Genomic DNA, 26,703 nt, shown 5'->3' on the forward strand with positions numbered 1-26,703 from the left:
CGGGTTACGGCAGCGCGTCAGCGCTGACTGAGAGGTTGACTCCTTTTATCAAACGAAAAGGCTCCCGTCTCTCAAAGGACGAAATCCCCTGAGAGACGAGAGCCTGTAATTTCTGTTACAGGGCACCCGTGGTACCACTCTCTTTGCTGTGCCAAAAGCACAGCCGCTCTGCACGATCGGCTTTTTGAGGCGAATCGCTGCCCTTATAACGGTGGGCTTCCGTCAGGACCTACTGTCTGCTTCAGTCCTGCCGCTCAGGGGCCAGTAACCGAAACCCTCTGCACCGCCTTGCACCATCCGGCGGCTCTCTGCACGCAGAAGAAAATCGTTTTTTCCCCGTCAACGCATTTGCGCTTTGTTCAAAGTGGTTTCATTTTAGCAAAAGCCGCCGCCCCTGTCAAGAAGTTCGGCTCACATTGAAAATGAAACAATTTCACATAAATAGCAGCATAAATTTTCAAAATTTGCGGGTGGATTCTTTGCTTTGTTAAGAATCTGCGAAGTTTTTGCAAAGTTCGCCTCGAAACGCTGGTTTCTGAAATGGCGTCGTGGTATGCTGTTTGCAACGTAAGGAGGGACCCCCATGAAAGAAGTCAAGACCCCCAAAAAGCCATTGGCTATTTACTACGCCATTGTATTACTGGTGCTGATGCTGCTCAACTTCGTGCTCGTGCCGTGGATGAGCGAACGGCAGGTAAAAGAAGTGGACTACGGCACCTTCATGTCTATGACCGAGGACAAAGACATCGGCCGGGTGGATATGGAATCGAACCAAATCATCTTTACTGACAAAGACGAAAAGCAAATTTACAAGACCGGCCTGATGAACGACCCTGACCTGACCCAGCGCCTCTACGACGCAGGCGCACAGTTTTCCAGTGAGATCGTCGAGCAGGCTTCGCCGCTGCTGAGCTTTCTGCTGAGCTTTGTGCTGCCCATCGTCCTCTTCGTCTGGCTGGGCAATTTCATGAACAAAAAGCTCATAGAAAAGGCCGGCGGCGCGAACTCAATGATGTTCGGCGGCGTGGGCAAGTCCAACGCCAAAGTCTACGTCCAGTCCACCCACGGCATCCGCTTTGCGGATGTGGCCGGCGAAGATGAGGCCAAAGAGAACTTACAGGAGATCGTAGATTATCTGCACGACCCCAAGAAATACGAAGAGATCGGTGCCTCGATGCCCAAGGGCATCCTGCTCGTCGGCCCTCCGGGTACCGGCAAGACCATGCTGGCAAAGGCCGTGGCGGGCGAATCCAACGTGCCGTTCTTCTCCATCTCCGGCTCGGAGTTTGTGGAGATGTTCGTGGGCATGGGCGCGTCCAAAGTCCGTGATTTGTTCAAGCAGGCCAAGGAAAAAGCCCCCTGCATCGTGTTCATCGACGAGATAGACGCCATCGGCCAGAAGCGCAACAGCGGCCAGCTGGGCGGCAACGACGAGCGTGAGCAGACCCTGAACCAGCTGCTCACCGAGATGGACGGCTTCGAGGGCAACAGCGGCGTCATCATCCTCGCGGCCACCAACCGCCCGGATTCCCTCGACCCGGCTCTGACCCGTCCCGGCCGCTTTGACCGCCGTGTTCCTGTGGAGCTGCCCGACCTCAAGGGCCGCGAAGAGATCCTGAAGGTCCACGCCAAGAAAGTCGCTCTTGCCCCCGGCATCGACTTCAACACCGTGGCCCGGATGGCCTCCGGTGCCTCCGGCGCAGAGCTGGCCAACATCGTCAACGAAGCCGCCCTGCGGGCCGTGCGCGCCGGCCGCAAGTCGGTCACGGAAGCCGACCTCGAGGAGAGCATCGAGGTGGTCATTGCAGGCTACCAGAAGAAGAACTCCATCCTCACCGACAAGGAAAAGTGCATCGTAGCCTATCATGAGATCGGCCACGCACTGGTGGCGGCGCTTCAGAATCACTCCGCACCCGTGCAGAAGATCACCATCATCCCCCGCACCTCGGGCGCACTGGGCTACACCATGCAGGTCGAAGAAGGCAACCACTACCTGATGACCAAGGAAGAGCTGGAAAATAAGATCGCCACCCTCACCGGCGGACGCGCTGCCGAGGAAGTGGTGTTCGGCTCCATCACCACCGGCGCGTCCAACGACATCGAGCAGGCCACCAAGCTTGCCCGCGCCATGCTCACCCGTTACGGCATGAGCAAAGAGTTCGACATGGTGGCCCTGGAGACGGTGAACAACCAGTATCTGGGCGGCGACACCTCGCTGGCCTGCTCGGCGCAGACCCAGCGGGAGATCGACCAGCGGGTCGTGGAGCTGGTAAAGGCCCAGCACGAAAAGGCCATCAAGATCCTCACCGACAACCGTGCAAAGCTCGACGAGCTGGCGAAGTACCTTTATGAAAAGGAGACCATCACCGGCGACGAGTTCATGGCTATCCTTGAGGAAAAAGATTCCAGCGAAAATTAAAATAGGATCTCTGCAATAATCCAGCCGCCGTATCCGTATTCATTACAGATACGGCGGTTTTCTGATACGCCGTACCGCTGATAAAAGCATTTGGGATAAACCTCTCCGTCAGCGCACCAGCGCTGACGGAGAGGTTGACTCCCTACATCTACAGGAGGATACTACTATGAGACTGCTGAACAAGAACACTGCCCGCCGCGCTGCCGCTGCTGCCGCTCTGCTGACCATGACCGCCGCCATGAGCGTGGGTGCCTTTGCCGCCGACGCCGAGGACGCGACTGTTGCCGGTTATCTGCCCCCTCAGTCGTCCGAGGTCATGGTTCAGGGTGACATTGCTCTCCACTCTGACGTTCCGGTGGGGGAGGTAGACCCCAACTACGGCGGCTACGCTTCCCCGGTGGAGAACCCCATTCAGGGCAACGTGATGATGATCTCCGACGAAACTCCCCTGCCCTCTGACACGCCGGTGGAGAAGAGCGAAGCTCGCTACACCGTCAAGGGTCTGCTGGGCAAGCAGGTGCTCTACACCGCCCGTCAGGAAGGCCGCGTGCTGACGCTGGACGCCCCCGATGACAACGCCACCTTCCGCACCACCATCCTCGACATGCAGACTCTGATGAATCAGGGCGTAAGCACTCTGGTGCTCAAGACCGGCAAGACTTCCACCACCCTGAACCTGACTCTGCTGTGCCAGGACCAGAAGCCCGGCACCCGGGTCACTCTGCGCCACCTCGGCAGCAGCGCTCACCTCACCGTGGGCTTCCGCAGCCGCCGCGACCTCATCGTTGGCCGATAAGCTTTTCCCTCTCTCCTCTTCGTTTTCCATAGATACTTTTCCCTCAGACGCAAAAGACCCCCGCTGCAAACACAGCGGGGGTCTTACTGTTTATCAAATGGTCCCGTCCGAGCCATTCTCGCTCTGCTCCGATGCATAGAGCACCATCAGGTGGTTTGCGGATGCTTCGAGCTGGCTCTTGGCCTGACGGAGGTTCGCTTCTTCCGTCTCGTTCATCTTCTCGGGCTTATCCTTCCGCAGGCAGCGGCGGAGGTTTGCCACATCGGCCTTGATGCGGTTCTTCTCCTCTTTGTCCAGCTCCTTCTTGCACTTGGAGAGGGCCTCGTCCACCTTGTAGGCCAGCACCTCGGCCTGATTGTGGAGGTCAAGCCGCTCTTTGCGGCGGCTGTCCTCGGCCTCGTAGGCGGCCGCGTCGGCCATTGCGCGCTGGATCTCATTCTCCGAGAGGTTCGTGCTGCCGGTGATGGTGATGTTCTGCTCCCGGCCGGTGCCGAGGTCTTTGGCCGAGACTTTCACGACGCCGTTGACGTCAATATCAAAGGTGACTTCGATTTGGGGCTTGGACGAGAAGCTGGCTCGGATGCCGTTCAGCTTGAACTTGCCGAGGCTCTTATTGTCGCGGGCGAAATGCCGCTCACCCTGCAGGACGTTGATCTCCACACTGGTCTGCATGGGGCGGGCCGTGGTGAATATCTGGCTCTTGCGGGTGGGTATCATGCTGTTGCGGGTGATGAGGGGGGTCGCCACGCCGCCCAGTGTCTCGATCGAGAGGGTCAGCGGGGTAACGTCCATCAGCACAAGGCCCTGCGCCGCTGCACCAGAAGCGCCAGCCAGCTTGCCGCCGCCCTGTAACAGACCGCCCTGCACAGCGGCACCCATTGCCACGCATTCGTCGGGGTTGAGGCTGTGGCTCGGTTCACAGCCCAGCAGTTCCTTCACCTGACGCTCGACGGCAGGCATCCGGGTGCTGCCGCCGACGAGAAGGACTTTGCCCAGCTGCGAGGCCGAGATGCCGGCATCCCGCAGTGCGTTCTGCACCGGGGCCACCGTCCGTGCCAGCAGGTCGCCGGTCATCATCTCGAACTGGGGGCGGGAGATGGTCAAATCGAGGTGGTGGGGGCCGTCCTTGCCCACAGCGATGAAGGGCAGATTGAGCTGGGCCGAGAGGGCGCTGGACAGCTCTTTCTTGGCCTTTTCGGCCTCTTCTTTCAGGCGTCCCATGGCGGCGGGGTCGCGGGAGAGGTCGATGCGGTCCGATTTCTTGAACTCTGCCACGGCGTATTCCACGATGCGCTGGTCGAAGTCGTCGCCGCCGAGGCGGGTATCGCCGCCGGTGGCCAGCACCGTAAAGGTGCCGTCTTCGATCTCGATGATGGAGACGTCGAAGGTGCCGCCGCCGAGGTCGTAGACCAGGATCTTCTGGGGCGCTTCGTTGTCAAGGCCGTAGGCCACAGCGGCGGCGGTAGGCTCATTGATGATGCGCAGGACGTTCAGGCCCGCGATGCGGCCCGCATCCTGGGTGGCCTTGCGCTGGCTGTCGTCAAAGTAAGCGGGGACGGTGATGACGGCCTCTGTCACCGGCTCACCCAAGTAGCTCTCGGCGTCGCGGCGTATCTTGGTCAGTATCATGGCGCTGATCTCCTGCGGAGTCAGGTCTTTGCCGTCGATGTGGACGCGGTAGTCGCTGCCCATATGCCGCTTGATGCTGGACACCGTCCGGCCGGAGTTGGTGGCAAGCTGGCGCTTTGCCGCGCCGCCCACCAGACGCTCGCCGTCTTTGGTGAACGCCACCACGCTGGGGGTGGTGCGCTCTCCCTCTGCGTTGGTGATGACGACGGGCTTGCCGCCCTCCACCACTGCCACGCAGCTGTTCGTGGTGCCAAGGTCAATACCGATCACTTTGCTCATTCTGGTCGTCCTCTCTGTTTTTGCGACGCGCATATTTTTCCTTCAATATCATATCGGTTCCGTATGACGATTTCTTAGAGCATTTGTAAAGATTTTGTGTTTCCGCTCATTCTCTCTCGAGCAGCTGGCGGATGACGGCCTCCGTCTCGTCCAGCCAGCTCTGGGCTGTCTCGTCGCCCTCTTTTTTGCGGACGAGGAAGCCCTGCTTCGCCTCAGCCAGCTGAGCCAGCGCCTTTTTGCGGGAGATATACTGGGTCTCATACTGGGCCACCCGCAGGCAGACCTGCGGCATATAGGCGATGTCGGGGGTGGAGGCGCAGAGCTTCTGGGCCTTGCGGTAGGCCCGCAGAGCCGCACCGGCCCCTTTTCCCTGCACCATGGCATCGTCGCCCAGCGCCACCCATGCGGCCACATCGCCGGCGTCGGCAGCTTTTTTCCAGAACTTGCGGGCCTGTGCAGGGCTCTTGCGGCAGCCCCGGCCCTCGTAGAGCATCTCGCCCATCATGGCAAGGCCCTCGGCGCAGCCCTCTTCGGCAGAGAGCTGATAATAATGCATCGCGTCGTCCCAGCGTTCCTCGGCCATGGCACGGTTGCCGGCCCGCAGCTCCGCTTCGCCCGGCTCATCGGTGTCGTGGCTGGCGTGGAGCAGACCGTTCAAAAGCGAGCAGTCCAGCGTGGCAGAGTTGGTCCACGGGTCGATGACCACGCCGTCGATGCTGTCCGAGTCCAGCGCCATCTGCATGGCGGAAGCCAGAAGCCGTTCCGCCATGGGGCGGCTGGCTGTGCCTTTATCGGCCTCCGCCATCTTCACTGAGGTGAACACCGGCAGGTAACACCGGCCCTTCTGGGTACGCAGGGTCCATGGCTGCAGGTCTTTCGCTTTCTCCGCCGGGACAGGATGCTCCGCCCACGGGGCGGCCCCGTCCGGCTGGTCGGACGCAGCTTCCAGCGGCACCAGAACCCTGGTGTCCAGTTCGAGGGCATAGTTGATGGCGTTCATCAGTGCCCAGAAGCTCTCCTCGTTCTGGCCCTTATAGAGCGCTGCCACAGCCCGCTCTATCGCCGGACAGCCCGTACCCAGCGGCCCGTATTCCGGCAGCTTTTTGCGGTCTGCCGCGCCCACCGGGCGCAGCCGCAGCCGTGCCGCACCATCTTTTGCCATTGCATCCACCATTCTTTCCGTTGAGATTCCTTTCCAGTATAGCAGGATTTTCCGGTTTTCTCAATCTCCGGAGCCGAAATCTGCATCCAGAGCCGGTTTTCTTTGGCAAAAAACATAGCATTCCTGTTGGGAGTGCGTTATAATAAGGAGCGTCTCGACTAAATGTATTAAAGAAAGGGAGTATCGAGCCTTGAACAAAATGCTTCGCTATCTCAGCGACTACAAGCGCGAGAGCGTGCTTGCACCGCTTTTCAAGATGCTGGAAGCTACGTTTGACCTGTTCGTGCCGCTTGTGATGGCCGACATCGTCAACGTGGGTATCGCGGCCCACGATTTCCACTACATCCTCGTGCGATGCGGCATCCTGCTGCTTCTGGCCATCGTCGGCCTCACGTGCAGCCTGACGGCCCAATACTTCTCGGCCAAAGCCGCCGTGGGTTATTCCACCGGCCTGCGTCATGCGCTGTTTGAGCACATCCAGACGCTGAGCTTTTCCGAGATGGACACCATGGGCACCAGCACCCTCATCACCCGGATGACCAGCGACGTCAATCAGGTGCAGAGCGGATTGAACCTCTTCCTCCGTCTGTTCCTGCGCAGCCCCTTCGTGGTGATTGGCGCCATGATCATGGCCTTTACGGTCAACTTCCGCGCCGCCCTCATCTTCGTGGTGGCTATCCCGCTGCTGAGCGTCGTGGTCTTCGGCGTCATGGTCATCACCCGTCCGCTTTATAAGTCGGTGCAGACCTGCCTCGACCGGGTTCTGGGCCTCACCCGCGAAAACCTGACCGGCGTGCGCGTCGTCCGCGCCTTCGACAAGGAAAAGAGCGAGGTGGACCGCTTCGAGGACGCCAATGAGCTGCTGACCCAAATGCAGCTCCACGTGGGCCACATCTCCGCCCTGATGAACCCGCTGACCTACGTTATCATCAACCTTGCCATCGTGGCGCTGCTGTATGTAGGCAGCATCGAGATAAGCATCGGCGGCATGGCCTCCGGCGACGTCATCGCGCTGGTCAACTATATGAACCAGATCCTGGTCGAACTGGTCAAGTTGGCCAACCTCATCGTTCAGGTGAGCAAGGCTCTGGCCTGTGCAGGCCGTGTGCAGGCGGTTCTGGACACCAAGCCCGGCATGGAGTTCCCGGCTGAGCTCACCGGCAATGTTCCGGCGGAAAAGGCCGGCGACGCCGTCCGTTTCGACCATGTGAGCCTGACCTATAAGGGCGCAGGCGCACCCAGCCTCTCTGACATCAATTTCACCGCCAAGCGCGGCCAGACCATCGGCGTCATCGGCGGCACCGGCAGCGGCAAATCCAGCCTCATCAGCCTCATCCCCCGCTTCTACGACGCCACTGATGGCAGTGTGGAGATCATGGGCCGTCCTATCCGGCAGTACCCCCGCGCCGACCTGCGCGGCAAGGTGGCTGTGGTCATGCAGAAGGCCCAGCTCTTCGGCGGCACCATCCGCTCCAACCTGCTCTGGGGCAGCCAGAATGCCTCCGACGCCGACCTCTGGGCTGCACTGGAAACGGCACAGGCTGCGGAGTTTGTGAAAGCCAAGCCCCTCGGCCTCGACGAGCCGGTGGAGCAGGGCGGACGCAACCTCTCCGGCGGTCAGAAACAGCGTCTGACCATCGCCCGCGCCCTCGTAGGCAAGCCGGACATCCTCATCCTCGACGACAGCGCCAGCGCACTGGACTACGCCACCGACGCAGCCCTGCGCAAGGCTCTGGCCGCTCTGCCGGGCGATCTGACCGTCTTCATCGTCAGCCAGCGCGCCGCCAGCCTGCAGCACGCCGACCAGATCATCGTGCTGGACGATGGCCGCATGGTGGGCCTTGGCCGTCACGCCGAGCTGCTGGAAAGCTGCCCGGTCTACAAGGAAATTTACGAGAGCCAGTTCAAGAAAGGGGATGCGCAGAAATGAGTGCAAAAGCAAAAAGCAAGCTGACCCCTGAACAGCAGAAGGCCACCATGACCCGGGTGCTTCAGAAAATCAAGCCCTACGGCTTCTTCGTGGTGTGCAGCCTCATCGTGGCCGCTGTGAGCGTGGCGGCCCAGCTGTATATCCCCATCCTCTGCGGCAGCGCCATCGACATGATGCTGGGCAAAGGTGCCGTGGACTTCGCGGGCGTGCTGCGCATCATCTACGAGATCATCGTGGTGGCTGTTGTCGCCGCCTTTGCGCAGTGGCTGCTGAGCGTCTGCAACAACCGCATCACCTTCGCAGTCAGCCGTGACCTGCGCAACGCCGCCATGCGGAAGATCCAGACCCTTCCCCTCTCTTACCTCGACAGCCATCCATCCGGCGACATCGTGAGCCGGATGGTGGCCGACGTGGATACCTTCGCAGACGGCCTGCTGATGGGCTTCACCCAGCTGTTCTCGGGTGTGCTGACCATCCTCGGCACCCTGCTCTTCATGTTGCAGCAGAACATCCCCATCACGCTGGTGGTGGTCTGCATCACCCCGCTGAGCCTTGTGGTGGCCAGCTTCCTCGCAAAGCGCAGCTACAAGTATTTCCAGAGCCAGAGCACCGTGCGCGGCGAGCAGACTGCCCTTGTCAACGAGATGATAGAGGGTCAGAAGGTCGTGCAGGCCTTCGGCCACGAGGCCCAGAGCCTCGAGGCTTTTGACGAGGTGAATGGCCGACTGCAGAACGTGAGCCTGAAGGCCATCTTCTTCTCCAGCATGACCAACCCCGCCACCCGCTTCGTCAACAACATCGTCTACGCAGGCGTCGGCCTCGTGGGCGCGATCTATGCCGTAGCCGGAGGCATCACCATCGGCCAGCTGAGCATCTTCCTGAACTACGCCAACCAGTACACCAAGCCCTTCAACGAAATTTCCGGCGTCGTGACCGAGCTGCAGAACGCTCTGGCCTGCGCGGCCCGCGTGTTCGAGCTGCTGGACGCCGAAGACCAGACCCCCGAAGCGGAGAACGCCGCAAAGCTCGTGCCGGACGGCCACGTCCAGATCGAGGACGTCTCTTTCCGCTATCTGCCCGACCGCCCGCTCATCGAGGGTCTGTCTCTGGACGTCAAGCCCGGCCAGCGCATCGCCATCGTCGGCCCCACCGGCTGCGGCAAGACCACCCTCATCAACCTGCTCATGCGGTTCTATGATGTCAACGGCGGCTCCATCAAAGTCTCCGGCACCGACATCCGGGACGTGACCCGCGCCTCGCTGCGCGGCAGCTACGGCATGGTGTTACAAGATACCTGGCTCCGGGCCGGCACCGTGCGGGAGAACATCGCCTACGGCAAGCCGGACGCCCCCCTCGACGAGGTGGTGGCTGCGGCCAAGGCAGCCCATGCCGACAGCTTCATCCGCCGCCTGCCCAAGGGCTATGACACCGTCATCGCCGAGGACGGCGGCAACATCAGCCAGGGCCAGAAGCAGCTGCTCTGCATCGCCCGCGTGATGCTCTGTCTGCCCCCGATGCTGATTTTGGACGAGGCCACCTCCTCCATCGACACCCGCACCGAGGTGCGTATCCAGGCAGCCTTTGCCCGGATGATGCAGGGCCGCACCAGCTTCATCGTGGCACACCGCCTTTCCACCATCCGGGAGGCCGACGTCATCCTCGTGATGAAGGACGGCCACATCGTGGAGCAGGGCGACCACGATACTCTGCTGGCACAGGGCGGCTTCTACTCCAAGCTCTACAACAGCCAATTCGAGGGTGTGGAGACTTAACGCTTCAACTTATAGCAATTCAACTTTTCAATGCAACAGCGGTGAATTGCATATCGCAAAGATGCTGTTTGAATGTTGCACTAATTTCTTGACTTGCGATAAAATTTGCGATAAACGATTTTTGGAAGGAATATAATCGTGTCGAAAGATGAATATTTGATTACAGATCCACCCCTTAAAGCGCTGACTGTTTTTGCGATGCCGATGATCCTTGGCAGCTTTTTTCAACAAGTATACAATATGGCCGATTCCATAATAGTTGGTCAATTTGTTGGCTCCTCGGCACTTGCGGCTGTTGGTGCTTGTGCTGCACTGACCAATGTTTTTATTTGTGTGGCGCTTGGTGCTGGTGTGGGCGCAGGTGTGCTTGTAAGCCGCTGTTTTGGTGCAAAAAATTATGGTAGAATGAAAACCATTGTGTCAACGTCCCTGATCAGCTTTTTGATCTTAAGCGTTGTCCTTGGTGTCTTTGGCTTTTGCTTTTCCCATTTCATGATGAGCGGATTACAGACCCCTGCCGATATATTGGAAGAAGCAGTATTGTATCTGCGTGTCTACTTTGTGGGTTTCCCGTTTCTATTCATGTACAACATTCTTTCTACCATGTTCACTTCCATCGGTGAATCCAAAATTCCGTTGGGACTGCTGATATTCTCATCTATCCTGAATATTTTTATGGACCTCTGGATGGTGGCTGGTCTTGGTCTGGGGGTGTTTGGTGCAGCCCTTGCGACCTTGATCGCACAAGGAATTTCTGCCGTGTTTTCGTTTTTGATCTTTCTGTCTCGGATGCGGCAATACAAGAGCTCCTTTAGCAGGTTCGACCGGCAGGAGCTGTATTCCATGCTTCGCATTGCGGTACCATCGGTTTTGCAGCAGTCCACAGTGTCTATCGGTATGATGATCGTGCAGGCAGTGGTAAATCCCTTCGGCACACAGGCACTTGCCGGGTATGCGGCAACGATGCGGGTAGAAAATGTTTTTTCGCTGATCTTCGTATCCATCGGCAATGCAGTTTCGCCGTTTGTATCCCAGAATCTTGGCGCAAAGAAAATTGAGCGCATCAAAAAAGGTTATCATGCTGCACTGGTGTTGGATCTATGCTTTGCAGTTCTTGCTTTCGTGGTCATTGAAACACTGCACACACAGATTTCCTCGTTGTTCTTGGGAAAAGACGGAACCGCGTTGGCCTATCAGGTGTCCGGTGATTATATGAGATGGCTTGGTTACTTTTTCATCTTCATGGGCATCAAGATGGCAACTGATGGCGTTCTTCGCGGACTCGGAATCATGCGGCCGTTTCTTATTGCAAATATGGTAAACCTTGCGATCCGCTTGTCTGTTGCTTTGATTTGTGCACCGCGTTTTGGCATTGCTTTTGTTTGGCTTGCAGTCCCTGCAGGTTGGCTTGCAAACTTCCTTATTTCCTATGCGGCGCTTAGAAGATCGTGGCCAGAGGATAAAGCAGCGGTATCTCAATGATTTCATGCAGTGGAGAGGTGCTTTGTTCTGACGGGTTTCACTTACAGAGCTTGTGGCACGCAAGCTCCAGCTTTCGGGTGGAGTAGATGCCGCCCTTTCCTGTATACTGTTCTTGTTATATCTGTTTTTTCACAACCTCAGTTTACAACAAAAAATGAGATAGGCAGCCCCTTTCGGGGAAGTCTATCTCATTTTTTTCGTTGGGGCTATTTTGCAACAGCCCCATTTTTGTTTGCTCTGTTTTATTTTTTGCGGGTCGGCAACATTTTCTTTTTTACCTGTTTTCGGCTTTCAGCACCGTTGCCTCAGCAGGCGGCGGTGTGAGGGTGGAGTGGGCCAGAATAAAGGCAGCGGCGCGGCTGGATGCGATGCGCTGGGCGGCGCGGCGGCGGTCGTTGGAAGCGAAGGTGTGCTCCCCGTCCCGCTTTGCGTCCCAGTGGGCGAGTTCGTCGTCCACCTCGGCTTCCGTCGGCCAAAGCCCTTCTTTCTGCGCCACCAGCAGCAGACCCATCCGGCTGCGCAGTTTGCGCTCGGCCTCGGCGTGGAGCCAGGCTCGGAATTCTTCCACCGTCTGGCCCTGCACCTTTAAGTACTGGTCGAAATTGACGCCGTTGGCCTGCATCCGCAGGTTGAACTGGCGCTGCTCGGCAAAGTAGTTGCCGGCCACCAGCTGCTTGGGCAGCGTGCCGGTGACGTGTGTACCCAGCTGGGCGATGAGGGCCTGTTCGGCCACGGCGCGGGCCTGCTGGCAGCGCTGGGCGTAGATGTCCTGCGTCACCTTGGCGCGGAGGGCGCGCTTGCCCTCGGCGTCGGCGGCGCGGTCTTCGTCACCGTGGCGGCGGTTTATTTCAAGCTCGATGGTCAGCTCCCGGATAGGCCGAGGCTGGATGGGCTGGGTAAAGCCGGTGTACTCTCCCAGTTCCAGCGGCGGCAGGCAGAAGAACTGCACCCCCGCCCGGAAGCCCTCGGCCCGGTTGACCGCCAGAAGTTCAAAATCCGGGTCGGTGACGGGCTGCAAATCGTTTTCTTTCATCAGCTGGGCGAACAGGGGCGAGAAACCCTCCAGAATCGCCCGATTGACCGCCGCCGTCAGCAGGTCATCCTCGTCCTGCGGAGCGTCCGGGGCCGCCTTTTCGGCCTGCACCGCCGCTTCCAGCTCTTCTGCTGCGGCGGAAAAGACCACCCGGCAGTCACCGGGTTCTGCCATGCCAAAATGTTCGAGTTTCATTTTCTTCTCCCCCTCTCAGCGGACGATGCCGGCCATCAGCACCAGCAGCACGATGCCCAGCACCACATACAGCACCTCTGCACCCAGGACGGACTTGTCGCCCTCGACGTACATCTCGGCGGGGTCGTCGGGGTTATAATAAAGGGTGACGACAGCTCCCTGTGCAAGCTCTCTGCCCTTGGCAGACTTGGGGTAATGGAGGCGGTGGGTGCCGCCAGCAGTGGTGAACTCCAACAGGTAGGCTTCGCCGTCCCGGCTCTGCACGGTGCCTGCCACAGCGGCCTCGACCTTTTCGCCCTTGGTCATGAGCTTGCGGCGTCTCGACCAGCTCCGCCATGCCATGTAGAACATGATGCCTGCACCGATGAGAAAGATAATGATGTTGAACATTCGCAGTTTCCCTCTTCCGTAAATAGTCCCGCCGGGCCGCTGCCCCGCAGGGGTAATATTTATTGTATCATACTCCACCGGATTTTTCGCCCCATTCGGCCTATACGGAATGCAACAATTTTCGCAAAAAAATTTGTCGTACTATTTTTGCAGAAAACGCTTGACTTTCTTTGCACCTGTGGTATAATAAATATCGTTCCGAGCCGAACGGCAGCGAACAAAACAGAATATGCGGATATGGCGGAATTGGCAGACGCGTTAGATTCAGGTTCTAATCGGGGCAACTCGGTGGAGGTTCAAGTCCTCTTATCCGCACCAAACAATGAAAATCCGAACCTTTTCTCGATAGGAGAAGGGTTCGGATTTTTTGTTTTCTTTGGAAAGCAGAACGAGGGTTCTTTTCCAGCCGCTGTGTGTCCAAAACCTTATCAGAAGAATCGTATCACGAAAATCACAACTGTAAAGGTGCCGTAAGGCGGAAAGGACACGAACATGAAGTACGATGAAGGAGCCTGCAAATTTAACATGGACACCGGGTGTGTGGAACTGCTGCTCCAAGATGGGAGAAAAATCTCCATCGACTGCACTGGGATCGAGGATGCACTGGACGTGACCATGGCCCAGCAGACCGAACTGGACTACCTCATCTACAATGACCCACTGGGTTATGCGGATTTGATTTTGAACGGTGACCCGGAGGTGTATTTGAAGAATGTGGCCGGGAGTCATGGATTAGAAGATTAAAATTGGGCCGAGGTTGCTGCACACAAAAGTGTGCGACAACTTCGGCTTTTCAACTTTCAAAGAACTTTGGCACCGTTGGCCGTCAGCTTGAAGGTTGCTCCCAGCATATCGGCGGCCCCTCGGCACATCAGCATCCGCTGCAGGAAAATCTCAAAGTATTCGTACATACTGCAAATGTCGGTGTCAATTTGCAGGTTCAGCGAGATGACCTTTTTCTCAGCGTTGATCTTCAGGGTTTGATCTGTCACGGCATAATTGACCCGGTCATGGATATCAAAGGTTGCCTTCGGTTTTTCCCGCACGCGGCTGCGGCGCACATCGGTCTTGTCGCCGATGATGAGAGCTGCCGAGATGGGGTCCACAGCACCGCCGGTAGATTCATCGTGGTTGGAAATGGCAGACACGATGGTGATGCGGTCCGGAATGCTCAGGTCATATTGTTTGAGAATCTCGTTGGCCAGCAGCCCGCCGTATTCGGCGTGGCGGTTCCGGTTGATGGCATTTCCGATGTCGTGCATATAGCCTGCGATCCGAGCGAGTTCGATGTCATGTTCCGAATAACCGAATTCTTTCAGGATGTGCGCAGCGGTTTCTGCTACCCGGACACAATGAGCCTGCGAGTGGTCGGTGTAGCCCAGCAAGCCCAGATTTCGATTGCCTTTTTTCAGCAGTTCGTTGACTTCTTCGTTGTGCTTGATATCTTTATACGTCATGTTTTTTTGTTCCTCGATTCCCTTGTTAAAAGAAAGTATTTATGATTGTACGATAATTTTGGCGCAGTTGCAATCAAATTGCGGTAAAATCTGTGTGCGAAAGCAATTTTACATATTCCAGACACATTCCTGATTTTTGATTTTACATTTGCACGGTACAATAAAAGCGTTTGTATCATGCAATCCGCTGCATTCCGGTCGGAGAAAAGGAAGAGGAATATGGAAAACACCTATCATTGCTATGCAAACCGTGAGCTTTCGTGGCTGCGGTTCAACGAGCGCGTTCTGGAAGAGGCCGAGGATTCTCGCCTGCCCCTTTGTGAGCGCCTGAGTTTTTTGTCGATCTTCCAGAGCAATCTGGATGAGTTTTTTATGGTGCGAATCGGAAGCCTGCAGGATCAGATGTTGTTGGACAAAAACGCACGTGAAAACAAAACGAATATGACCAGCGGGGAGCAGATCGATGCTGCACTGGCGTTTATTCATAAGCTGACGGCCCGGCGGGATGCTGCCTACAATGGTCTGCTGGAACAGCTTGCAGAGCAGGGTATCCGCCTGCTGGATTTTGCTCACATGGAAGAAGAAAGCCGTGCGGAGCTGGAAAAACTGTTCCGGCAGGACTACCTGCCGCTGCTGTCCAGTTTCATCATCAGCAAAAAGCAGGCATTTCCGTTCCTGAAAAACAAGGGCATCTATGCGGTTGCGGTGCTGAGCACCAAGGCAGAAAAGAAGAAGATCGGCATTGTGCCCTGCGGCAATGAGATCTTCCCCCGGCTGGTGCCGGTGCCGGGCCGTACCGGCTGCTTTATCCTGTCGGAAGAACTGATCCTGCACTTCCTGCCGCTGCTCTACAAGGGCTATAAGGTCACCAGCAAAACGCTGGCCCGCATCACCCGCAATGCGGATATTGACGCCGACCTGATCTATGACGAAGACCTGAACTACCGGGATCACATGGCCGAAGTGGTCAAGAAGCGCAAAAAGCTGGCACCTGTCCGTCTGGAACTGAGCCGTGAGATCGACGAAGAAATTATCCAGTCCCTGTGCAAAAACCTGAAACTGGACCCCAAGCGGGTGTTTGAATACGATTCTCCGCTGGATCACTCTTTCCTGTTCCAGATCGAGGATCAGCTGCGCAGCCACACCGACCTGTTCTTTGCGCCCCGCCACCCGCAGCCCAGCCCTGCACTGGATGAGCGCAAGCCCATCATTCCGCAGATCCTGGAAGAGGACAAGTTGCTTCACTATCCGTATGAGAGCATCCGTCCCTTCCTGCAACTGCTGCACGAGGCCGCCTGCGACCCGGACGTGGTCTCCATCAAGATGACTCTTTACCGTCTGGCCAACCACAGCAAGGTGGTGGATGCACTGGTGGAAGCCGCCGAAAACGGCAAGCAGGTGGATGTTCTGGTGGAGCTGAAAGCCCGCTTTGATGAGGAAAACAACATCGAGTGGTCTCGTTTGCTGGAGCGGGCAGGATGCCATGTGGTGTACGGTATCGAAGGGCTGAAAGTCCACTCCAAGCTCTGTCTCATCACCCGCAAAACAAAGGACGGCATTTCCTTTATCACCCAGATTGGCACCGGCAACTACAACGAAAAGACAAGCCGCCTGTACACCGACCTTTCCTTCCTGACCGCATCTAGGGAAATCGGTCTGGAAGCGACCGAGGTTTTCCGCGCACTGGATCAGGGCGAAACGGTGGATTCGGTCAAGAATCTGCTGGTAGCACCCCATTGCCTGCAGAACCGTCTGCTGAATCTGATAGACGGCGAAATTGAAGCCGCCGCCCGCGGCGAGGGCGGCTACATCGGCATCAAGATCAACAGCCTGACCGACAAGGTGCTCATCAATAAGCTGATCGAGGCCAGCCAGGCCGGTGTCCATATCGATATGGTGGTGCGCGGCATCTGCTGCCTGCGGGCCGGTGTCCCGGATGAGACCGATAACATCCACATCATCAGCATTGTGGGACGGTATCTGGAACATTCCCGTATCTATATTTTGGGGCGGGGAGAGCGTGCCCGATATTACATCGGCTCGGCCGACTGGATGACCCGCTCGACTCTCCGCCGTGTGGAAATTGCTGCGCCGGTCACGGCTCCGGCTCTGAAAGCGCGCCTGCAGCACATTTTTAATACGATGCTGGCCGATAACAGCAATGCCCGTGTACAGCAGCCGGACGGCAGCTATGTCCGTCGGATGCCCGGTGCCGATGCGGTGGACTGCCAAGCACAGTTCTATGAGGAAGCTTATCAGGCCAATGTGCATTCCGACCTGAAATGAGTTGCACCCGGATTTCACATGGATTTGACCACAGCACGGTTTCTCCAATTCGATTTCCATGATACAATTTTATTGTAAAATGAAATCGCAGAAAAGGAGGATTCCTATGGAAGATTTCTGGAAGTCTGTGCAGACGATACAGGCAGAGCGCGGGGCAGATTACCGCGCATTCCCGCTGTTTGGTGCCGTCCATTGGGCAGAACTGCTCGGAGCGATTGCAATCGTCGTTCTCTGCGCTATGATCTATCGCCGCTGCAGGGAAGTGACCCGGCAGCAAATCCTTCGCGCTGTTTTTGTCCTGATGCTGGCCGATGAATTGATGAAACAGGCTGTCCTGCTTTACACCGGCCAATGGAACGTGACCTATCTGCCTCTCCACCTGTGCAGCATCAATATCTTTGTCTGCTGGTACGATGCCGTACACCAGAGTCATCGGAGCAAGGAGATCCTTTACGCAATCTGTCTTCCGGGAGCAGTGGTCGCAATGTTGAGTCCCTCGTGGCAGCGGCTCCCGGTCTGGAACCTGCTGCACCTGCATTCCTACAGCATCCACGTTCTGCTGATCCTCTATCCAGTCCTTCTGCTTGCCGGTGGATTTCGCCCGCAGGTGCATCACATCCGCTGGGTGCTGGCTTTTCTGTGTGCAACTGCAACGCCGATCTTCTTCCTGAATCGGATGCTGAAAACAAACTTTTTCTTTCTCAATGATCCGCAGGGCAATGCCATCACAGCCTTTTTCGCGCACTGCTTGGGAGAACGGTTTTATCTGATGGGCTTTCTGCCGGTTCTTGCAGCGATCCTGTCGCTTCTTTATTTGCCATGGTACAGGGCAGAGCGGCATCAACGTATGACCTGTGCAAGGAATCAAGTCGCAGTTTGAATGACCCCATACCTGAGTGCAATCCTTCTTTTCTCCTTCTGCCCCGTCAAGGTCTTGACTTTGGCGGGGAATTTTTGTCGCCAGACTTTTACATGAGCTTTACCCTAGCAGGATAGTTTGCATAAATCCTTCGTGCTACCATAGAGCAGGTATCAAAAATGGGAGTGCAAAATATGGAGATCAAGCTCATTAACCTTACAAAATCCTTTGGCGCAAAGCAGGTGATCCAGCCTACCAGCTTTATCATTCAAAGTGGCAGTCTGACCACATTGCTGGGGCCTTCCGGCTGCGGCAAGACCACCTTGTTGCGGATGATCGCCGGACTGGAAACGCCGGACAGCGGTGAGATCTGGTTTGAGGATCGCTGTGTGTTCTCCTCGGAAAAGAAGATCAATCTTCCACCCGAAAAGCGCGGCCTTGGCTTTGTGTTTCAGGATTTTGCCCTCTGGCCGCACATGACTGTCTTTGAAAATGTGGCTTTTGGCCTGCGGGCGGCTGGCAAGACGGACAAATTGGACGAAAAAGTGAAAAATGCACTCCACGCTGTACAGCTGGATGATTTTGCCCAGCGGTATCCTCATCAGCTGTCCGGCGGTCAGCAGCAGCGTGTGGCATTTGCCCGCGCGATCGTCATTGAACCGGCCTGCATCCTGTTTGACGAGCCGCTTTCCGCACTGGATGCACTGCTGCGGGAAGAAATGCGCTCGGAACTGCGGACGCTGATCACCAAGCTGGGCATTACCGGCGTGTTTGTGACCCACGACCAGATCGAGGCCATGAGCATGAGCGATGCCATTGCGGTCTGCCACGCCGGCAAAGTTGAGCAGTATGATACCCCAGAAAAGATATATTCTCATCCGGCAACGGAGTTCGTGGCACGGTTTGTAGGTTCTTCCAACTGGCTCGACCAGAATCATCTGTTCCGCCCGGAACAGGCACAGACGGTTCCCGCCGAGCAGGCCGAAAAATACGATGCCGATGTCACGGCGGTGCAGTTCCTTGGCAGCAGCTACCAGCTGCAGCTGAACCACAACGGACAGAACTGGACATATATCAGCCCCCGGCGGGTCTCGGTGGGCGAAAAGCTCTCGCTTTATCTGCCCCGCAGCGCCATCGTTGCCGTCTGAAATTGCTTCCAGCCGCAAGGTGCGGCTTGATGATACATCATTGGAAATGAAAAAGGAGAATCCTTATGCGTAATTATAAAATCAGCCGTCGTAATTTTCTGGCTGTGGCGGGCACTCTGACTGCCGCTGCCGCCTTGACCGCCTGCGGCGGCTCCGCAAGCAGCACAGTTACTTCCAGCACGGCTTCTTCCGGCGTGGCAAGTGAGAGCACTTCCGCTGCGGCATCCGGCACCGGCAAAGTGACGGTCTATATGCCTTCTCCGGCTGGTCTGGCCGATAAGCTGGCTGAGGGCTTTACGGCAAAGACTGGCATCGAGGTAGAGCAGTTTCAGGGCACTACCGGCGAAATCCTCGCTCGTCTGGAAGCCGAAGCAGCAAACCCGGTGGCCGATGTGGTGATTCTGGCTTCTTGGTCGGATGGTCTGTCCATGAAGGCGGATGACAAGCTGGAAAGCTACACCCCGGAGAACGCCGACCTCATCGTGGACGGCTGGATGGATGACGACAGTGTGCTGTTTGGTTACAGTGCATCCGCTGTGGGCGTTATTTATAACACCACGGTGTTCTCTACGCTGGATGCCGACTGGAAAGACCTTGGCAACGCAAAGTATCAGGATCAGCTGGCCATCCCCGACCCGGAAAAGTCCGGTGCCTGCAAGGATTTTGTGGCAGGCTATGTGGTCAAGAACGGCTGGGATGATTTTCAGGCTATGGCCGACAACGGTATGACGGTCCCCGGCGCAAACAAGGCTGCACTGGAAGCTGTCACCACCGGCGAAGTGGGAATTCTTGTGGCCGGCGTGGACTACAACGCCTATTCTTCCAAGAATAAGGGGGAGCCGCTGGACATCTACTACCCGGCAGGCGGCACCATCGTGAACCCCCGCCCGGCAATGATCCTGAAAACGGCTCCCAACATGGACAATGCCAAGGTGTTTGTCGATTATCTGTTCAGCGATGAGGCACAGCAGCTGGTGGCAAATGCCTATCTGCTGCCCGGCCGCACCGACATCAAGTGCGACAAGCGCAGCAATCTGGAGGATATTCCTCAGATCACGCCCGATTGGGACAAGATGATGGCGGAAGCCAGCGATGATGCTGCAAAGATCAACCAGATCTGCGGTGCCAGCAACGGGTAACGCTCCATGAAACAGACGAATCGTAAGGCGGATCTTCCGCTGCTGTTGCTGGCAGTGGTGCTGATCTTTCTGATCGTCTGTCCTGTGGGAATGATTTTTGCCAAGGCGGTCATGCAGAATGGCCGCCTTGACTTTTCTCCCGCTGTGCAGACGCTGTTGAACCCGGAAAACGCCCACATGATCGGCAATTCGTTGCTGTTGGGTGTGCTGGTGGTGCTGTTGTCTACGCTGATCGCCGCACCGCTGGCCTATCTGCTCTCCCGGACAAAATTTGCCCGCTACCGTGTCTTTGACATCCTCTTTATGATCCCGTTCATGACACCGCCCTACATTGCCTCCATGGGCTGGATCTTATTTATGCAGAAAAAGGGGCTTTTGCAGCAGCTGGTCCCCGCAGCTGCCGGATGCGAAAAGATCTTCTTCACACTGGGCGGTTTGGTGCTGGTGATGAGCCTGCACGTTTTTCCGTTCATGCTCACTATGCTCAAAAACGCCATGCTGAATATTCCTTCCAGTCTGGAAGAGGCAGGCGCGGTGTTCGGGGCGGGGTTCGGTGCCCGGATGCGCAAGATCTTTCTACCGCTGCTTTCCGGCAACTACGCCATTGGTGCGCTACTGGTGTTTGTGAAAACGCTGTCTGAATACGGCACTCCTTCTACGCTGGGCAAGCGCATCGGGTTTGAGGTGTTTACCACCGAGATCCACCGCCACGCTACCGTAGCACCCATCGACTTTGGCAGTTCGGCCACGCTCTCCTCCGTGCTGGTGGGCATCTGTCTGTGTATGTGGATGCTGCAAAATTACATTACCACGCGCAAAAGCTATAATCTGGTCAGCGGCAAGGGTGCCCGCCGCGTAGAGCAGTCCATGAGCAAAGGAGCCGCCATCGGTGCGTGGGCATATATCGTTCTGGTGCTGCTGATTGCAGTTGGGGTTCCGTACTTCTCGGTCATTTCCACCTCTCTCATCAATCTCCGCGGCTACGGTCTGGCACCGGGCAACTTTACCATCGCACATTATGTAGAACTGTTCACCGAGAACGAAAAGGGATTGAGTGCTCTGAAAAACAGCGTTTTTCTGGCGGTCACTTCGGCTACCATCTGTGCGGTGCTGGGAACTCTGCTGGTGTTGGCAGTGCGAAAGTCACACTCCAAGCTGCGCAAGGTGGTGGAAGCCATTGGTCTGCTGCCGGAAATGCTGCCGGGTATTGTACTAGTCATCGGAATTATGCTATTCTGGAATCAAATTTACAACATCCTGCCGCTGTACAACACCATGGGCATCATGGTACTGGCCTATGTGGTGCTGTTTCTGCCCTATACGGTGCAATACGTCACCTCATCCTTTACCCAGATCAGTGACAGCCTGATGGCAGCAGGACAGGTGTTCGGTGGAAGCCCGGCTTACATCCTGCGGCGTATCACACTGCCGCTGATTCGGCAGGGCATCGCCACCGGCTGGATGATGACTTTCATCATCGCTTTCCGGGAACTGGTAACGGCAAGTCTGATTGCCCCGCCCAACACACTGGTGGTCTCTACCTTTATCGTGCGGGAGTTTGAGCAGGGCAGCGTTTCAGTTGGCATGGCGATGGCGGTGCTGTGTGTGCTGTTTTCTACCACGGCACTGCTGATCCTGAACACTGTCATTGATCGTCGGAAGGAACATTGAGATGGAACTTTTCATTGCAGGAGGCTGCGGCGAACATGGCCGCAACTGCTTTTATGTAGAACATGATGAGGATGCTTTTCTGGTGGATTGCGGTCTGCTGGCTGGCGCAGAGGATGACCTGCCCCGGCTGAATGCGGCACAAATTCAAAAGCTAAGGGCGGTCTTTCTGACCCACAGCCACGCTGACCACACCGGGGCGCTGCCGTGGCTGGTGCAGCAGGGGTATCAGGGGCCGATCTATGCTACACTGCCTACTCTGACCCAGCTGCCCTTTTCCTTGAATCACATCCAAACGTTGGAAAGTCTCTGCCCTTGCAAAGGCTCTGGCTCTGTGCCGGAACTGCCCGGCCTACAGGTCTCATGGGGACGTTCCGGGCACTGTGCGGGCAGCGTCTGGCTGCGATTTGAATGGAACGAAAAAAGCATCCTCTTTTCCGGCGACTATGCAGAGCATAGCCCGCTCTACCCCTGCGACCTGCTGCGGAGCCAGAGGGCAGATCTGGCCGTTTTGGATGCGGCTTACGGCAGCACGAATGCAGACTGGAACATTTGCGTCAAAAAGCTCTGCGTGGAGACCGTGCAGCGCTTGAAACAGACGCAGCTTCTGTTCTTCCCGGTGCCGAAATATGGTCGAGGGCCGGAGATCCTTCTGCTGCTGAAACACTTTGCACCGAATCTGAAATTTTACGGCGATGCGCATTTCCTTCGGCAGATTCAGCAGATCCAGCTGGGTGGGCCATGGCTGCTGCCGGTGCCGCCGAATTTTGCGGACTGGGTAAAGCCGGATGCTTTCCTCAACCGGGAAAAAGGCATTGTCTTTCTCAGCGGCCCGCAGCTGACAGGAAAAGCCGGGCAGCGCGCTCGTGAAATGGTAGCGCACGGGGCACTCGGCATTATGACCGGGACCCCAGATGCAGGCAGCCTGAGTGCAGAAATGCTGGAGAAGGGACAGATGCTCTTCCTGCGGTACCCGGTGCATCTGGATGCAAGGCAGTGCCGGGAGCTTGCGGAAAAGAATCAATTCGACCGGGTGATTCCATATCACAGCCCAGAAATTGATTGCCCGTGTTCCTTTTTGCTATAATTGCTGCTATGATCATACTGGCCGATCTGCTCCATCTTGTTTGTTAAAAACAAAAAACAGGGTGCGCCCTGCGGACGCACCCTGCCAAAGACCACATGCGATAGCAATATGTACAACAGGGCGTTCCCCGTCGGGAACGCTCTGTTTCTCTTTGCTGGTAGTGTGATGAGCCTGTTCCGCCTGCCACGCAGCAAACTCCCTCTGGCCTTCCTCACTGTTCCAGCAGGCAAGGATGGCCGGGTAGAATGCCCGTGCCAGACGGTCGATGACTTCATCGGGGTAAGGGGAAGTGTTTGTGGACTTTTTCTTTTTGTTCAAACGCACGCTCCTTTGACTGTCCCACCGTGGCAAAGTCGGGCGAGAAAATCAAAGTTCCAATTCTTATCAGGCGCAAGAGCGCGGATGTTTTCCGCCTTGCACTTGCAGCTGGTGGCTCGTTGATGGCTTACAAGTGCCTGTCGTTATGCGGTCTTTTCAGCTTCTTCAAGGGTTTCAGTGAGAATCTGTTCCATGCAGGCTTCCAGCTCATTCAGATAGAGGGCCGGCCGCTGCATGGCAAAACGGAGAACTTTCTGCTTTTCCGGGTCGGAGAGATAGCTCTGATTGTTCTTGAGCACCCGCTTCCATGTGTTTTTCATCATTTCTGTGGCAGTGCTCAAGGTTTTGTAGACCCGCATGAACTCGTCCGGGACTTGATAAGTCTTGAACTGTTCCGGGTCGGCTGTGGGCATCGGAACCGGAGTGTCGGCGTTGGGTTCTGCGTCAGCAGCTTCCATCGCTTTCGTGATCTCCGGGTGCATGATCTCGGCGAATACGTCCTGCCGCTTGTCGGGACTGCTCTGCACGAGTTTGGACATTTCATCGTTGGTGAATTTTACCTCACCGGAAAAGACTTTTTTCTTGATGCCGGGAGCGAGAGTATCAGCGATATCAATGCCCTTGGTGTAGTGCCGTGCACGAAGAACCGATGCACGGCTGACACCGTTTTCTTCTGCGATACGGTCGCAGGTTTTCTTGCCGGAGTGGTGGGTATCATCGTGAGACCCACCACTTTTCTTTGCTAAAGTGTACTGGTTGCCGTGAAAAATTTTCTCGGCTTTCTTTTCGGATTCGTACTGCTTCCCCAGCAGGTAACGCTTCTGTTCGGGGGAAAGATTGCGCCGCCCCAGCTGATTTTTGCAAATCCAAGCGAGTGCTTCCTCACGATTTGCAAAGCGGAGCGGCATGGTAGAAAAGCAGATTTCGGGGTGCTTCTGAAGAATCGCATAACGGTTGTGTCCGTCAACAAGGGTGTTATTCCACACGATCAAAGGAGACAGCAGCTTGCCCTCTTTGAGGATATTTTCTTCAAGCTGCTTAAATTCATCATCGGTCAGAGGAGGAATCTGGGACTGGAACTCCGGGTCGATTTTCAGATTGATCATACGCACACTCCTTTATCTCTCCTGCTGCGCCTGTTCTTCCTCCCGGAAAAAGGACGCAACATTCTGCTTTGCGGTTTTCAGTTTGAGCAGTTCTTCCTTGGCTTCCTTGTACTGCTCGTAGAACTTCGCCTTTTCGGATGCCAACTGCGCATTCTCGGCTTCCAGCTTTTTCGGGCTGGGCAGCTTTGTGATGTTGTTTGTCTTAAAATAGGCTGCTGCCGCCCGGTACGCTGTCAGCTCTGCACGGTGCTGCTCCTCAAAAGCTGCGGGTCGCTTGGCGATTTTTAACTGCTGTGCGACGCTCTTGGTGTTGGCGTAGGTTGCAACATGATAGCGCAGCTCTTTGTTGGTTTTCATGTGGCTTTCGAGGTCTTTCACCACAGCCAGTGCGTCGTGATACTTGGTTTCCAGTTCGGCGATGCGCTGGTTCAGAGCGTCCTCGTCGGTCAAGCACTTTTCCTGCAGAAGCTTCACGGTCTGTGCCATAACTTTGAGATTGTGTTTCGTGAGCCAACGCTTATAGCCGATGCCCTTGCCCTCGGTCATCCTCGACTGGATGTCGATCAGTTTCCCGATGGCATCCTGCTTGAACTGAGCCTTGGATTTGCGTTCGGCGTTTGCCTGCAACGTGGCAAACACTGCCGTCTTATCGAACTTGTCACCGAGATGTTTCGCTCGGATAAACTTTGTTCTGCCAGCAGGCAGATAGCTGAGTTGTCCACGGCTTTCCTTGACGGCAATGCCGTACTGCTGCATGAGCCTGTCAGAAAAATCTTCAAAGCTCGTTGCACGGTACAACACCGAAGAAATCTGCTTCCGCAAAGTGTCCTTCACGGTTTCAAACTTCTTCTGCCGGGGCGGTTGTCCGGCTGCGGTGAGGGCTGCGTTTTCACGGTCAAGTTTCAACTGGCCGCGCCTACGCGCCCAATACTCAGCTTCGCTCACGCGCTCCTTCGAGCCGTTGAGCAGGTCGATCTGGTACAGTCCGGCACCCTCGCACAGTTCCATGACCTCGACACGGAGGTGCCGCATGGTCTGGGCGGTGCTGGAGTGCTTCATGCCCTCACGCCAATCGCGGGGCTTCTGCATATAGGGCTTACGCTCCACCTCTCGTGTTCGGATGCTGCCGATCACGATGTGGACGTGAATGTTTCCCGAATGGTTGTGCCCATCGGGGTGCGTGCAGACGATGGCAGGATGACCGGGGAAGTTTTCTTCGCAGAATTTCAGGCCAAGAGCCTGTGCCTTTTCCATGGTTAAGCCGTTGTCGGCCGCATCTCTGGGGTCAAAGCTGATGATATACTGGTGACTTTTGATATCACCATGCTGGGTGTTCTTGCCATACTTGCGGTTTGCCAGCAGACAGGCCGTTGCGAACGAGAAATCGCCGCACTCAAGGGTGTCGAGCAGGTAGGATTCCCGCAGCTTCGGCTTGCCTTGTTCATCCAGAAGTTGCTTTCCGGTGAACGCATCGTGCTGGTAAACGAGATACGCTTCGATGGCGGTGTAGTCCGAGTTCTTAGAGCTTATATGCTTGAGCGTTGCCATACAGTTCACCCAGAACTTTCTCGGCGTGCAGCCGAAATGCGGTCAGGTCTGCAAGTTCGTCAAGGAGTTTCGCTCGTATCTGCTCGGTGTCCGCACCGCCAGAATTGAAATACCTTGCAAGCTGGTTCAGGTTGCCGCCCACCTTGCTGCACTGGGCAAGCAGGGTGGAAACAGTGGTCAGGGTTTCTTCTCCACCGCCTGCAACGATGACTGTTTTCTCGATCTTGACGTTGTGGATGGCTCGGCGGATAAACGTAAAGAGGGAGAGATTCAGGAGTTTGCAAGTGAGTTCCAGTGACGCTTTTTCCTCCGCTGTCACACGGAACTTGATGATGTGCGTTTTGTTGTTCGGCGTGTCGTGGTGCTGGGAATTGCTAGGAATCGGTTGAACATTCGTTTTGGTCATTGTACCTCCTGTCTGTTCGATAACTCCTCGGTGAAGTTATGTAAAGCACGACACGCCGTTCCATTCGTGCCGCAAGGCACGAATGATGAGCAGGGTTTGGGGCAGGCACGCCCTAACAAGATCACTTGGAAAACTCGCAAGAGTTTGAAAAGTGAAGTCCCGGATGGACAGGAAATTTTCAAGAATTGAAAATTTGTGGCCACGGGACGGTTCTTGCCCTCTACCGCTGCGCTCAAAACGCATTTTCAACAAATGTTTCCGAATTGTTAAGACACAAAAAATAAGTAGAGGGTTTCTGCTCATGTATGGGAGTCACCGTTTGCTCCGAACGAAGTTCCTGCCCCTGTTTTGCAGCGGCGTTGTCCGGCTCGCTCACGGAAAGTGTGAGGTCGTGGCACAGTATCGCGTTCAGACGGCTTATGAAGGATTCAAGGTACAGTATGAAGAAAGCCGGGCGCAGTGCGGACACTACGTCCTGCTTCTTTCAAGCATAAGAATAACGCTTTGAGGTTGTACAGCCAACAACTAAAAATAAATTTCGGAAGATTGAACAACTACATAAGATTTTATTTGTGAAAAAGAAAAATACCGCCC

At 56.1% G+C, this 26,703-nt stretch carries 22 protein-coding genes, 1 tRNA gene and 1 other annotated feature; of the genes, 13 read left to right on the forward strand and 10 right to left on the reverse strand.

Annotated elements, in window-relative coordinates:
• Nucleotides 1-88 precede the first annotated feature (88 nt).
• Nucleotides 89-352: a binding site (T-box leader), on the reverse strand.
• A gap of 231 nt (nucleotides 353-583) precedes the next feature.
• Nucleotides 584-2,419: an ATP-dependent zinc metalloprotease FtsH gene (gene ftsH / locus J3349_RS07805; RefSeq protein ID WP_207677005.1), complete on the forward strand. Its 1,836-nt coding sequence runs from the start codon at nucleotides 584-586 to the stop codon at nucleotides 2,417-2,419.
• Nucleotides 2,420-2,585: 166 nt separating this feature from the next.
• On the forward strand, nucleotides 2,586-3,215 hold the full coding sequence (locus tag J3349_RS07810; protein WP_158395102.1) for a transcriptional regulator, IclR family protein: 630 nt from the start codon (nucleotides 2,586-2,588) through the stop codon (nucleotides 3,213-3,215).
• Nucleotides 3,216-3,308: 93 nt separating this feature from the next.
• On the opposite strand, the gene dnaK is transcribed toward J3349_RS07810, so the two are convergent.
• Together dnaK and J3349_RS07820 are read right to left on the reverse strand one after the other, a co-directional pair.
• The gene (gene dnaK / locus J3349_RS07815) at nucleotides 3,309-5,123 is read right to left on the reverse strand and encodes a molecular chaperone DnaK (RefSeq protein WP_149794426.1); all 1,815 of its coding nucleotides are present in this window, start codon (nucleotides 5,121-5,123) and stop codon (nucleotides 3,309-3,311) included.
• 106 nt (nucleotides 5,124-5,229) lie between these two features.
• Entirely contained in the window at nucleotides 5,230-6,285 is a 1,056-nt protein-coding gene (locus J3349_RS07820) for an SseB family protein (RefSeq protein ID WP_242699572.1), read from the reverse strand.
• 190 nt (nucleotides 6,286-6,475) lie between these two features.
• Between J3349_RS07820 and J3349_RS07825 the strand changes: the two genes are divergently transcribed.
• From J3349_RS07825 to J3349_RS07835, 3 genes are all read left to right on the forward strand, one after another.
• Nucleotides 6,476-8,215 (forward strand): ABC transporter ATP-binding protein, encoded by a 1,740-nt coding sequence (locus J3349_RS07825; RefSeq protein ID WP_347564987.1) that lies wholly within the window; start codon nucleotides 6,476-6,478, stop codon nucleotides 8,213-8,215.
• The gene (locus tag J3349_RS07830; RefSeq protein ID WP_207677007.1) at nucleotides 8,212-9,987 is read left to right on the forward strand and encodes an ABC transporter ATP-binding protein; all 1,776 of its coding nucleotides are present in this window, start codon (nucleotides 8,212-8,214) and stop codon (nucleotides 9,985-9,987) included. Before J3349_RS07825 ends, J3349_RS07830 begins: the two co-directional genes overlap by 4 nt.
• 138 nt (nucleotides 9,988-10,125) lie before the next feature.
• Nucleotides 10,126-11,469: an MATE family efflux transporter gene (locus J3349_RS07835; RefSeq protein ID WP_149794430.1), complete on the forward strand. Its 1,344-nt coding sequence runs from the start codon at nucleotides 10,126-10,128 to the stop codon at nucleotides 11,467-11,469.
• A gap of 274 nt (nucleotides 11,470-11,743) precedes the next feature.
• Here the strand turns inward: J3349_RS07835 and J3349_RS07840 are convergent, their stop codons facing one another.
• Nucleotides 11,744-12,697 (reverse strand): FKBP-type peptidylprolyl isomerase, encoded by a 954-nt coding sequence (locus J3349_RS07840; protein WP_207677008.1) that lies wholly within the window; start codon nucleotides 12,695-12,697, stop codon nucleotides 11,744-11,746.
• Nucleotides 12,698-12,712: 15 nt separating this feature from the next.
• Complete coding sequence (locus J3349_RS07845; protein WP_207677009.1) at nucleotides 12,713-13,087, reverse strand: DUF3592 domain-containing protein; 375 nt, start codon at nucleotides 13,085-13,087, stop codon at nucleotides 12,713-12,715.
• Nucleotides 13,088-13,318: 231 nt separating this feature from the next.
• On the opposite strand from J3349_RS07845, the gene J3349_RS07850 reads away from it, so the two are divergent.
• Both J3349_RS07850 and J3349_RS07855 read left to right on the forward strand, forming a co-directional pair.
• Nucleotides 13,319-13,405, forward strand: a tRNA-Leu gene (locus tag J3349_RS07850).
• 174 nt (nucleotides 13,406-13,579) lie between these two features.
• Nucleotides 13,580-13,831: a DUF6061 family protein gene (locus J3349_RS07855; RefSeq protein WP_207677010.1), complete on the forward strand. Its 252-nt coding sequence runs from the start codon at nucleotides 13,580-13,582 to the stop codon at nucleotides 13,829-13,831.
• Between the two features lie 56 nt (nucleotides 13,832-13,887).
• On the opposite strand, the gene J3349_RS07860 is transcribed toward J3349_RS07855, so the two are convergent.
• Nucleotides 13,888-14,544, reverse strand: coding sequence for an HD domain-containing protein (locus tag J3349_RS07860; protein WP_207677011.1), 657 nt, complete (start codon nucleotides 14,542-14,544; stop codon nucleotides 13,888-13,890).
• 177 nt (nucleotides 14,545-14,721) lie between these two features.
• On the opposite strand from J3349_RS07860, the gene ppk1 reads away from it, so the two are divergent.
• From ppk1 to J3349_RS07885, 5 genes are all read left to right on the forward strand, one after another.
• Nucleotides 14,722-16,830 carry a polyphosphate kinase 1 gene (ppk1, locus tag J3349_RS07865; RefSeq protein ID WP_207677012.1) on the forward strand — a complete coding sequence of 703 codons (2,109 nt, stop codon included), beginning with the start codon at nucleotides 14,722-14,724 and terminating at the stop codon, nucleotides 16,828-16,830.
• A gap of 106 nt (nucleotides 16,831-16,936) precedes the next feature.
• The gene (locus J3349_RS07870) at nucleotides 16,937-17,710 is read left to right on the forward strand and encodes a TIGR02206 family membrane protein (protein WP_207677013.1); all 774 of its coding nucleotides are present in this window, start codon (nucleotides 16,937-16,939) and stop codon (nucleotides 17,708-17,710) included.
• Nucleotides 17,711-17,883: 173 nt separating this feature from the next.
• Nucleotides 17,884-18,837 carry an ABC transporter ATP-binding protein gene (locus J3349_RS07875; protein WP_207677014.1) on the forward strand — a complete coding sequence of 318 codons (954 nt, stop codon included), beginning with the start codon at nucleotides 17,884-17,886 and terminating at the stop codon, nucleotides 18,835-18,837.
• A 65-nt stretch (nucleotides 18,838-18,902) separates the two neighbouring features.
• Nucleotides 18,903-19,976, forward strand: a complete 1,074-nt coding sequence (locus tag J3349_RS07880) for an ABC transporter substrate-binding protein (RefSeq protein WP_207677015.1) — start codon at nucleotides 18,903-18,905, stop codon at nucleotides 19,974-19,976.
• Nucleotides 19,977-19,982: 6 nt separating this feature from the next.
• Entirely contained in the window at nucleotides 19,983-21,647 is a 1,665-nt protein-coding gene (locus tag J3349_RS07885) for an iron ABC transporter permease (protein WP_207677016.1), read from the forward strand.
• On the opposite strand, the gene J3349_RS14060 is transcribed toward J3349_RS07885, so the two are convergent.
• Nucleotides 21,622-21,789, reverse strand: a complete 168-nt coding sequence (locus J3349_RS14060; RefSeq protein WP_242699584.1) for a hypothetical protein — start codon at nucleotides 21,787-21,789, stop codon at nucleotides 21,622-21,624. The genes J3349_RS07885 and J3349_RS14060 overlap by 26 nt on opposite strands.
• On the opposite strand from J3349_RS14060, the gene J3349_RS07890 reads away from it, so the two are divergent.
• On the forward strand, nucleotides 21,730-22,731 hold the full coding sequence (locus tag J3349_RS07890; RefSeq protein ID WP_347564991.1) for an MBL fold metallo-hydrolase: 1,002 nt from the start codon (nucleotides 21,730-21,732) through the stop codon (nucleotides 22,729-22,731). The two genes, J3349_RS14060 and J3349_RS07890, sit on opposite strands and share 60 nt — an antisense overlap.
• A 12-nt stretch (nucleotides 22,732-22,743) precedes the next feature.
• Here the strand turns inward: J3349_RS07890 and J3349_RS07895 are convergent, their stop codons facing one another.
• From J3349_RS07895 to J3349_RS07910, 4 genes are all read right to left on the reverse strand, one after another.
• On the reverse strand, nucleotides 22,744-23,055 hold the full coding sequence (locus J3349_RS07895; protein ID WP_207677018.1) for a transposase: 312 nt from the start codon (nucleotides 23,053-23,055) through the stop codon (nucleotides 22,744-22,746).
• A 137-nt stretch (nucleotides 23,056-23,192) separates the two neighbouring features.
• Nucleotides 23,193-24,155 carry a hypothetical protein gene (locus J3349_RS07900; RefSeq protein WP_207677019.1) on the reverse strand — a complete coding sequence of 321 codons (963 nt, stop codon included), beginning with the start codon at nucleotides 24,153-24,155 and terminating at the stop codon, nucleotides 23,193-23,195.
• Nucleotides 24,156-24,167: 12 nt separating this feature from the next.
• Nucleotides 24,168-25,703, reverse strand: coding sequence for a relaxase/mobilization nuclease domain-containing protein (locus J3349_RS07905; protein ID WP_207677020.1), 1,536 nt, complete (start codon nucleotides 25,701-25,703; stop codon nucleotides 24,168-24,170).
• Nucleotides 25,675-26,109 carry a plasmid mobilization relaxosome protein MobC gene (locus J3349_RS07910; RefSeq protein WP_207677021.1) on the reverse strand — a complete coding sequence of 145 codons (435 nt, stop codon included), beginning with the start codon at nucleotides 26,107-26,109 and terminating at the stop codon, nucleotides 25,675-25,677. The genes J3349_RS07905 and J3349_RS07910 overlap by 29 nt, the downstream gene beginning before the upstream one ends.
• Between the last annotated feature and the right edge of the window lie 594 nt (nucleotides 26,110-26,703).

The organism is Faecalibacterium sp. Marseille-P9590 (assembly GCF_017377665.1).
Classification (GTDB): Bacteria; Bacillota; Clostridia; order Oscillospirales; family Ruminococcaceae; genus Faecalibacterium.

Excerpts from the sequence above, each read along its gene's own strand:
- ftsH (WP_207677005.1), top strand. The coding sequence starts at position 584 with ATGAAAGAAGTCAAGACCCCCAAAAAGCCATTGGCTATTTACTACGCC.
- J3349_RS07810 (WP_158395102.1), top strand. The coding sequence starts at position 2,586 with ATGAGACTGCTGAACAAGAACACTGCCCGCCGCGCTGCCGCTGCTGCC.
- dnaK (WP_149794426.1), bottom strand. The coding sequence starts at position 5,123 with ATGAGCAAAGTGATCGGTATTGACCTTGGCACCACGAACAGCTGCGTG.
- J3349_RS07820 (WP_242699572.1), bottom strand. The coding sequence starts at position 6,285 with ATGGCAAAAGATGGTGCGGCACGGCTGCGGCTGCGCCCGGTGGGCGCG.
- J3349_RS07830 (WP_207677007.1), top strand. The coding sequence starts at position 8,212 with ATGAGTGCAAAAGCAAAAAGCAAGCTGACCCCTGAACAGCAGAAGGCC.
- J3349_RS07840 (WP_207677008.1), bottom strand. The coding sequence starts at position 12,697 with ATGAAACTCGAACATTTTGGCATGGCAGAACCCGGTGACTGCCGGGTG.
- J3349_RS07845 (WP_207677009.1), bottom strand. The coding sequence starts at position 13,087 with ATGTTCAACATCATTATCTTTCTCATCGGTGCAGGCATCATGTTCTAC.
- J3349_RS07855 (WP_207677010.1), top strand. The coding sequence starts at position 13,580 with ATGAAGTACGATGAAGGAGCCTGCAAATTTAACATGGACACCGGGTGT.
- J3349_RS07860 (WP_207677011.1), bottom strand. The coding sequence starts at position 14,544 with ATGACGTATAAAGATATCAAGCACAACGAAGAAGTCAACGAACTGCTG.
- ppk1 (WP_207677012.1), top strand. The coding sequence starts at position 14,722 with ATGCAATCCGCTGCATTCCGGTCGGAGAAAAGGAAGAGGAATATGGAA.
- J3349_RS07870 (WP_207677013.1), top strand. The coding sequence starts at position 16,937 with ATGGAAGATTTCTGGAAGTCTGTGCAGACGATACAGGCAGAGCGCGGG.
- J3349_RS07875 (WP_207677014.1), top strand. The coding sequence starts at position 17,884 with ATGGAGATCAAGCTCATTAACCTTACAAAATCCTTTGGCGCAAAGCAG.
- J3349_RS07880 (WP_207677015.1), top strand. The coding sequence starts at position 18,903 with ATGCGTAATTATAAAATCAGCCGTCGTAATTTTCTGGCTGTGGCGGGC.
- J3349_RS07885 (WP_207677016.1), top strand. The coding sequence starts at position 19,983 with ATGAAACAGACGAATCGTAAGGCGGATCTTCCGCTGCTGTTGCTGGCA.
- J3349_RS07900 (WP_207677019.1), bottom strand. The coding sequence starts at position 24,155 with ATGATCAATCTGAAAATCGACCCGGAGTTCCAGTCCCAGATTCCTCCT.
- J3349_RS07905 (WP_207677020.1), bottom strand. The coding sequence starts at position 25,703 with ATGGCAACGCTCAAGCATATAAGCTCTAAGAACTCGGACTACACCGCC.
- J3349_RS07910 (WP_207677021.1), bottom strand. The coding sequence starts at position 26,109 with ATGACCAAAACGAATGTTCAACCGATTCCTAGCAATTCCCAGCACCAC.